Consider the following 1,039-nt stretch of genomic DNA (forward strand, 5'->3'; position numbering starts at 1 on the left):
CGTCGGCTACGAAATGGCCCTGCTCGTCGACCGAGCCGGCGCCGTCCTCACCCCCGCACTTCGCGCGGAACTCCAGGGCAGTCTCCTGCACTGACGGTTCGTCGGATACCGTCCAGGTATTCGAAGCACCTCCGCGTCCTTCCCGGGCCCGCTTCGGCGGGCTCGGGTTCGGACGTTGTACGGCCTTCGCACCACCGGCTCCGGACTCGTACCGAAGCTCGCACCGCACCGCCGCACCCTGTGAGGAGAGGAACCGTGACACCGCCCGACGACCGCAGCGGCCAGTACGGCGTTCCGTACCCTGGCACAGGCCATGACGCCTTCGGAGCACCCGGCGTCGGCCACGGTCAGCAGTACGGCCGGCACCAGTACGGACAGCCCCAGTACGGACAGCCCCAGCAGCACCCGTACCCCCGGGCCGAGGAACAGTACGGCCAGTACGACCCGTACGCCGGGCAGCAGCCCGCCTACGACACTCCGCCGCCCGGCCCGCAACCGACCGGCTGGCCGGCCCCGGCACCCGCCCAGGCGCCCGGCTACCAGCTGGCCCAGGAGCCCGGGCACGTCGAGGAGTTCGAGGACGAGCCCGACTCCGGCCCGCTGATCCGGCCGTTCGCGATGACCGGCGGCCGCACCCGGCCGCGCTACGAGCTCGCGCTGGAGGCCCTGGTCTCCGCCGACGTCGACCCGCAGCGCCTGGCCACCCTGCTCCCCGAGCACCAGCGGATCTGCACCCTGTGCACGGAGGTCAAATCCGTCGCGGAGGTGTCAGCGCTGCTCTCCCTTCCCCTGGGAGTGGCCCGCATCCTCGTGGCCGACCTGGCCGAGGCCGGCCTCGTCGCCATCCACCAGCCCGCTTCCGGCGGCGAATCCGGAAACCAGCCCGACGTCACGCTGCTCGAAAGGGTCCTCAGTGGACTTCGCAAGCTCTAACGCGGCCGCCCCCACCCGCGCCACCACCTCCGCGAAGATCGTCATCGCGGGCGGCTTCGGCGTCGGCAAGACCACGCTCGTCGGCGCCGTCTCCGAGATCAACCCC

Annotated in this window: 1 protein-coding gene and 2 pseudogenes; all 3 read left to right on the forward strand. The window is 71.8% G+C overall.

Translation table 11 applies throughout. The annotated features are described in order from the left end of the window. Nucleotides 1–94: pseudogene (locus ACFVWU_RS44980) on the forward strand (roadblock/LC7 domain-containing protein); the annotation flags it as partial. A gap of 161 nt (nucleotides 95–255) precedes the next feature. Next, nucleotides 256–933, forward strand: coding sequence for a DUF742 domain-containing protein (locus tag ACFVWU_RS44985; RefSeq protein WP_387632546.1), 678 nt, complete (start codon nucleotides 256–258; stop codon nucleotides 931–933). After that, nucleotides 914–1,039, forward strand: a pseudogene (locus ACFVWU_RS44990) (ATP-binding protein); the annotation flags it as partial. The gene ACFVWU_RS44985 and the pseudogene ACFVWU_RS44990, both read left to right, overlap by 20 nt.

It is taken from the genome of Kitasatospora sp. NPDC058190 (assembly GCF_042883685.1).
In the GTDB taxonomy this organism is placed as follows: domain Bacteria; phylum Actinomycetota; class Actinomycetes; order Streptomycetales; family Streptomycetaceae; genus Kitasatospora.